Source organism: Burkholderia sp. IMCC1007 (assembly GCF_027257875.1).
Taxonomy (GTDB): Bacteria; Pseudomonadota; Gammaproteobacteria; order Burkholderiales; family Burkholderiaceae; genus Burkholderia.
Genome location: NZ_JAPVQY010000059.1, coordinates 43,620 through 50,105 on the forward strand (window position 1 = coordinate 43,620; position 6,486 = coordinate 50,105).

Sequence of the window (6,486 nt, forward strand, 5' to 3'; positions counted from 1 at the left end):
CGCCCTCGCCGCTCAGAACGGCTTGATCACGACCAGCGCGACCGCCGCGAGCATGCCGAGCACCGGCAGTTCGTTGAACACGCGATACCACTTGTCGGTGCGACGGTTCTCGCCGCGCTCGAACACCCGCAGCAGGTGCCCGCAATACGCGTGATAGACGATCAGCAGCAGCACGACCGTCACCTTCGCGTGGATCCAGCCCTGCCCTTGGCCGATGCCGATCGCGAGCCAGAGCCACAACCCGCACGCGAGCGCCGGCACCGCGATGAACGTCATGAAGCGAAACAGCTTGCGCGCCATCAGCAGCAGGCGCCGCACCGCGGCCGGATCGGTCTCCATGGCCAGGTTCACGTAGATGCGCGGCAGGTAGAACAGCCCCGCGAACCACGCGGCGATCAGAACGATGTGGAACGTCTTGACCCAAAGCATTGCCATCGGTTGTGCGCCTCGCTTGACGGTTACTGGCGGCCTTCGCCGTGCCCGAGCACGACGTACTTCAGCGACGTGAGCCCTTCCAGGCCGACCGGGCCTCGCGCGTGCAGCTTGTCGTTCGAAATGCCGATTTCCGCGCCGAGGCCGAATTCGAAGCCGTCCGCGAAGCGCGTCGACGCGTTGACCATCACGCTCGCCGAATCGACTTCGCGCAGGAAGCGCATCGCGCGGTCGTGATCCTCGGTGACGATCGCATCCGTGTGGTGCGACCCGTAGTGGTTGATGTGCTCGATCGCCGCGTCGAGGCCGTCGACGACCTTGATCGCGAGCACCGGCGCGAGATATTCGGTGTGCCAGTCCTCTTCGGTCGCATCGACGAGCGGGCCGACGCCGGCAGCGGCGAGCACCGCGCGCGCGGCCGCATCGACGCGCAGCTCGACCTGCTTGTCGCGATACAGCTTGCCGAGCGGCGGCAGCAGCGAGGCCGCGATGCCGCTCGACACGAGCAGCGTCTCCATCGTGTTGCAGGTGCCGTAGCGATGCGTCTTCGCGTTGTCGCACACCGTCAGCGCCTTCGCGAGATCGGCGCGATCGTCGACATACACGTGGCAGATGCCGTCGAGGTGCTTGATCATCGGCACACGCGCCTCGTTGATCAGGCGCTCGATCAGGCTCTTGCCGCCGCGCGGCACGATCACGTCGACGTACTCGGTCATCGTGATCAGCTTGCCGACCGCCGCGCGATCGGCGGTCGCGACGACCTGCACCGCGTCCTGCGGCAGGCCGGCCGCCTCGAGCCCTTCGCCGATCAGCTTCGCGAGCGCCGCGTTCGACTCGAGCGCTTCGGAGCCGCCGCGCAGGATCGTCGCGTTGCCCGACTTCAGGCACAGCGCGGCCGCGTCGATCGTCACGTTCGGGCGCGACTCGTAGATGATCCCGATCACGCCGAGCGGCACGCGCATCTGGCCGACCTGGATCCCGCTCGGGCGGTACTTGAGGTTGCCGATCTCGCCGATCGGATCGGCGAGCGACGCGACCTGGCGCAGCCCTTCGACCATCGTGTTCAGCGCCTTGTCCGACAGCGTCAGGCGATCGATGAACGCCGCATCGAGCCCCTTTTCGCGCGCGCGGGCCACGTCGCGTGCATTCGCATCCTTCAGCGCCTGCGCATCGCGTTCGATCGCGCGGGCCACGGCGTCGAGCGCCGCGTTCTTCGCGGCCGTGCTCGCGCGCGCCATCGCGCGGGAAGCGTGCCGGGCACGGCGGCCCAGGTCCGTCATGTACTGATCGATATCCATGGTGTGACTCGAGAAGCGAGCCGCTTGGCGCGGCATGAATTCGGGGAAAGCGCGCAGCGCGGCAGCAGGAAGGGCCGCGCCGGCCAACGGAATATTGTAAGCGGGTTGCGATGCGGGCGCTGACGGCCCCGACGAGGCTTAACGCCGCACGCGACCCGCGGTCGGCGGTCGTTCGCCGCGCTCGCCTGCCACCGTCATCGCGAGCTGGAACAGGCCGTCCCACGGATCGGGCGGCGGATCGTCCTGCGTGCGGCGGCCCGGCGTGATGGCCGACAGCCCTTTGACCTGCCGGTCGAGCTTCGCGGCGAACGCGAGCGCCTTCTCGAGCGTCGCTTCCGACACGCGGTTCAGCGCAGGCGCGATCAGCCGCTCGCGCGGGCCCCACACGCGGTTCTCGCGCAGCAGCGTGGCCAGCGGCTTGCCGGCCGTCGTGCCGCGCTTGATCCGCAGCAGCGTGCGCAATTCCTCGACGACGGCCCACATCACGAGCACGATCGCCTCGCCCTCGCCTTTCAGCCCGTCGATCATCCGCGCGAGCCGCGCGGCGTCGCCGGCGAGCATCGCTTCGTTCAGCTTGAAGACGTCGTAGCGCGCGACGTTCAGCACCGCGTCGTGCACCTGCTCGAACGCGAGCACGCCCTGCGGATACAGCAGCCCGAGCTTCTGGATTTCCTGGTGCGCGGCGAGCAGGTTGCCCTCGACGCGCTCCGCGATGAACTGCAGCGCGCGCCGGCCGTCGTCGCCGGGCGCGACGCGCTGGCCCTGCATCGACAGACGCTGGCCGATCCAGTTCGGCAGCTGCGCGCGGTCGACCGGATCGATCTTCAGCGCGACGCCGCCGTTCTGCAGCGCGGTGAACCACGCGGATTTCTGCGTGGCCGCATCGAGACGCGGCAACGTGACGAGCATCAGCGCGTCGGGGTTGGGCGTGGCCGCGAGCGTCTTCAGCGCATCGGCGCCTTCCTTGCCCGGCTTGCCCGACGGAATGCGCAGCTCGATCAGCTGACGCTCGCCGAACAGCGACATCGCCTGGGTCGCGCCGAGCAGCACGCTCCAGTCGAAGCCGCGCTCGACCGTATGCACCGAACGCTCGGTGAAACCGGCCGCGCGCGCGGCCGCACGAATGCGGTCGCACGCTTCCTGCGCGAGCAGCGGCTCGTCGCCATACACGGTGTAGAGCCCGGCCATCCCCTTCGCGAGGTGCGGCTCCAGCGCATCAAGTCGCAATTGCATCGGTGCGTGCGCCGGCGATCAGAGCGGCGGCGGCGGCAGCGGCGCGCCCGGCGCCACGCCCGGCACCACGTCCTGCGGCGCCGGCGTCAGCGAATGGACGATCGCGAGACGCCGCATCAGCTGGTCGACGGCATCGTTCGCCATGTCCGCGTACAGGATGTCGGCTTCCTGCGCCTTCGCGTTGGTGTACTGGTCGCTGTACGTCATCGCGCGGTTCAGCGCGATCGCGCTCGGCGGGATCAGCACGGTGCCGTCCTTGCTCGTCAGCGTGTAGTTCAGCGTGTAGAACAGCGCGTATTCCTGTGCGGAGCCGTACTTGTTGAGCGTCAGCGTGTTCTGGCCACGCGACTCCGACATGTTCAGCACGACGTCGGCGTCGTCCGCCGACTTGACGATCTTCGTGTCGCTGCCGGCCTCGACGAGGCGCGTGAGCCGCGCCTCGACAGCCGGCGGCGCGCCGGCCACGAACAGGTGCTTGAACGCGTAGTCCTGCTGGCCGCGCAACTGGAAGCCGCATGCCGACAGCACGACCGCGCTGCCGACGAGCATCAAAAACGATCTGCGGATCACCTTCGCTCCTTCTGTGTGCGCCCGACGGCCAACGGCCGTCAGACGACGATGTTCACGAGGCGGCCCGGCACGACGACGATCTTCTTCGCCGGCTTGCCGTCGCTGAACTTCGCGAACGCTTCGTCGGCCACCGCCGCCGCTTCGATCGCGTCGCGGCTCGCGTCCTTCGCGACCTTCAGCGCGCCGCGCACCTTGCCGTTCACCTGCAGCACGAGTTCGATCTCGGCCTGCTCGAGCGCGGCTTCGTCGACCTTCGGCCACGGTGCGTCGAGCAGCGGGCCGAATTCGTCCGCGTAGCCGAGCGCCTTCCACAGCTCGAACGTGATGTGCGGCACGACCGGGTACAGCACGCGCAGCAGCACGCCGTACGTCTCGCGCAGCACGGCGGGCGTCGCGCCCTTCGCGCCGTCGATCGCGTTCAGCATCTTCATCGCGGCCGACACGACCGTGTTGTACTGCAGACGCTGGTAGTCGAAATCGGCCTGCTTCAGCACGCTGTAGATCTCGCGGCGCAGCGCCTTGTCGGCGTCGCCGAGCGCGGCCGCGTCGAAACCGGCGCGCACGGCGAGCGCTTCACGGTTGCCCGCGCCGAAGCTCCACACGCGGCGCAGGAAGCGGCTCGCGCCTTCGACGCCCGCACCCGACCACTCGAGCTGCTGCTCGGGCGGCGCGGCGAACATCGTGAACAGGCGCGCGGTATCGGCGCCGTACTGGTCGATCAGCAGCTGCGGATCGACGCCGTTGTTCTTCGACTTGGACATCTTCTCGATGCCGCCGAGCACGACCGGCTGGCCGTCCGCATTCAGCGTCGCGCCGACCGGGCGGCCCTTGTCGTCGTGCGTGACCGTCACGTCGAGCGGGTTGTACCAGGTCTTCTTGCCCGACGCGTCTTCGCGGTAGTACGTCTCGTTCAGCACCATCCCCTGCGTGAGCAGGTTCTTCGCCGGCTCGCCGAACTTCACGAGGCCGAGGTCGCGCATCACCTTGGTCCAGAAGCGCGAATACAGCAGGTGCAGGATCGCGTGCTCGATGCCGCCGATGTATTGATCCATCGGCATCCAGTAATCGGTGCGCGCGTCGACCATCGTCTCGGCGTCCGGCGCCGTGTAGCGCGAGAAGTACCACGACGAATCGACGAAGGTGTCCATCGTGTCGGTTTCGCGCTTCGCGGCCGCGCCGCACTTCGGGCACGTGCAGTTCAGGAACGCTTCGGACTTCGCGAGCGGGTTGCCCGAGCCGTCCGGCACGAGGTCTTCCGGCAGCACGACAGGCAGATCCTGCTCCGGCACCGGCACGTCGCCGCACGACGGGCAGTGGATGATCGGGATCGGCGTGCCCCAGTAGCGCTGGCGCGACACGCCCCAGTCGCGCAGGCGCCACGTGACCTGCTTGTCGCCGAAGCCGCCGGCCTTCAGGTCTGCCGCGACCGCGTCGACCGCTTCCGCATAGCGCAGGCCGTCGTACTTGCCGCTGTTCACGCAGACCGCGGTTTCCTTGTCGCCGTACCACTCCTGCCATGCGTCGAGCGAGTAAGTCTGCCCTTCGCTCGCGATCACCTGCTTGATCGGCAGACCGTATTTCTTCGCGAACGCGAAATCGCGCTCGTCGTGGCCGGGCACGCCCATCACCGCGCCTTCGCCATAGCTCATCAGCACGTAGTTGCCGATCCACACCTCGACCGGCTCGCCGGTCAGCGGGTGCTTGACCGAGAAGCCGGTCGCGACGCCCTTCTTCTCCATCGTCGCGACGTCGGCTTCGGCGACGCCGCCGCGCTTGCATTCGTCGATGAACGCCTGCAGCTCCGGCTTGCCCTGCGCGAGGCGCGTGGCGAGCGGATGCTCGGCCGCGACCGCGCAGAACGTGACGCCCATGATCGTGTCGGCGCGCGTCGTGAACACGCGCAGCAGCTTCTGCTCGCCGTCGAGTTCGTACGGGAAGCCGAAGTTCACGCCGAAGCTCTTGCCGATCCAGTTCTGCTGCATGATCTTCACGCGCTCGGGCCAGCCGAGGCCGTCGAGGTCGTTCAGCAGCTCATCCGCGTACTGCGTGATGCGCAGGTAGTACATCGGGATCTCGCGCTTCTCGACGAGCGCGCCCGAGCGCCAGCCGCGGCCGTCGATCACCTGCTCGTTCGCGAGCACGGTCTGGTCGACCGGGTCCCAGTTCACGGTGCCCGTCTTCTTGTATGCGATGCCCTTCTCGAGCATCTTCAGGAAGAGCCACTGGTTCCACTTGTAGTAGTCGGGCTTGCACGTCGCGATTTCGCGCGACCAGTCGATCGCGAGACCCATCGACTGCATCTGGCCCTTCATGTAGTCGATGTTGTCGTAGGTCCACTTCGCGGGCGGCACGCCGTTCGCCATCGCGGCGTTCTCGGCCGGCATCCCGAACGCATCCCAGCCCATCGGCATCAGCGTGTTGTAGCCGTTCATCCGCAGATAGCGGTACATCACGTCGTTGATCGTGTAGTTGCGCACGTGACCCATGTGCAGCTTGCCGGACGGGTACGGCAGCATCGACACGCAGTAGAACTTCGGCTTCTGCGAATCTTCCTGCGTCTTGTAGGCATCGGCTGCGCGCCAGTCGCCCTGGGCGGCGGCTTCGACGTCGGCGGGTACGTATCTCTCGTGCATGGTGTGGTTCGGGCTAGGCTTTAAGCGGCGCGACGGCTCGCGCGCAGGATTGGATCGAAAATCGTGCTGGCCCGGCGGCGCTGCAGGCTCGCTGTTGCGAGGCCTGTGCGGGGTTTCCGGATATTTTCGGGGTTACCTGGAAAATGCCGGGTTACCTGGAAAAAACCTGCCAACCGGGAAAAACGATGATTATACCGTCAGCGCCGGCCCATCCGGCCGGTCTTGCGGCGCGCGGCCCGATCCCGCGGCGCACGGCCTCGCGCGATGCGCGGCGCGGCGGTTCGCCGGCGCGTCAGCGTTGCGCGGCCGGCGCGGCGGCG

At 67.7% G+C, this 6,486-nt stretch carries 5 protein-coding genes; all 5 read right to left on the minus strand.

What is annotated here, in order from left to right:
- Nucleotides 1-12: 12 nt before the first annotated feature.
- Entirely contained in the window at nucleotides 13-435 is a 423-nt protein-coding gene (locus O1Q03_RS33020; protein ID WP_269508897.1) for a CopD family protein, read from the minus strand.
- 23 nt (nucleotides 436-458) lie between these two features.
- On the minus strand, nucleotides 459-1,730 hold the full coding sequence (locus O1Q03_RS33025) for a glutamate-5-semialdehyde dehydrogenase (RefSeq protein WP_269508899.1): 1,272 nt from the start codon (nucleotides 1,728-1,730) through the stop codon (nucleotides 459-461).
- 138 nt (nucleotides 1,731-1,868) lie between these two features.
- Complete coding sequence (gene holA / locus O1Q03_RS33030) at nucleotides 1,869-2,963, minus strand: DNA polymerase III subunit delta (RefSeq protein WP_269508901.1); 1,095 nt, start codon at nucleotides 2,961-2,963, stop codon at nucleotides 1,869-1,871.
- An 18-nt stretch (nucleotides 2,964-2,981) separates the two neighbouring features.
- A complete protein-coding gene (locus O1Q03_RS33035; RefSeq protein WP_269508903.1) occupies nucleotides 2,982-3,533 on the minus strand; it encodes an LPS-assembly lipoprotein LptE in 552 nt (183 codons plus the stop codon).
- 38 nt (nucleotides 3,534-3,571) lie between these two features.
- Nucleotides 3,572-6,166, minus strand: a complete 2,595-nt coding sequence (leuS, locus tag O1Q03_RS33040) for a leucine--tRNA ligase (RefSeq protein WP_269508905.1) — start codon at nucleotides 6,164-6,166, stop codon at nucleotides 3,572-3,574.
- Nucleotides 6,167-6,486: the final 320 nt, after the last annotated feature.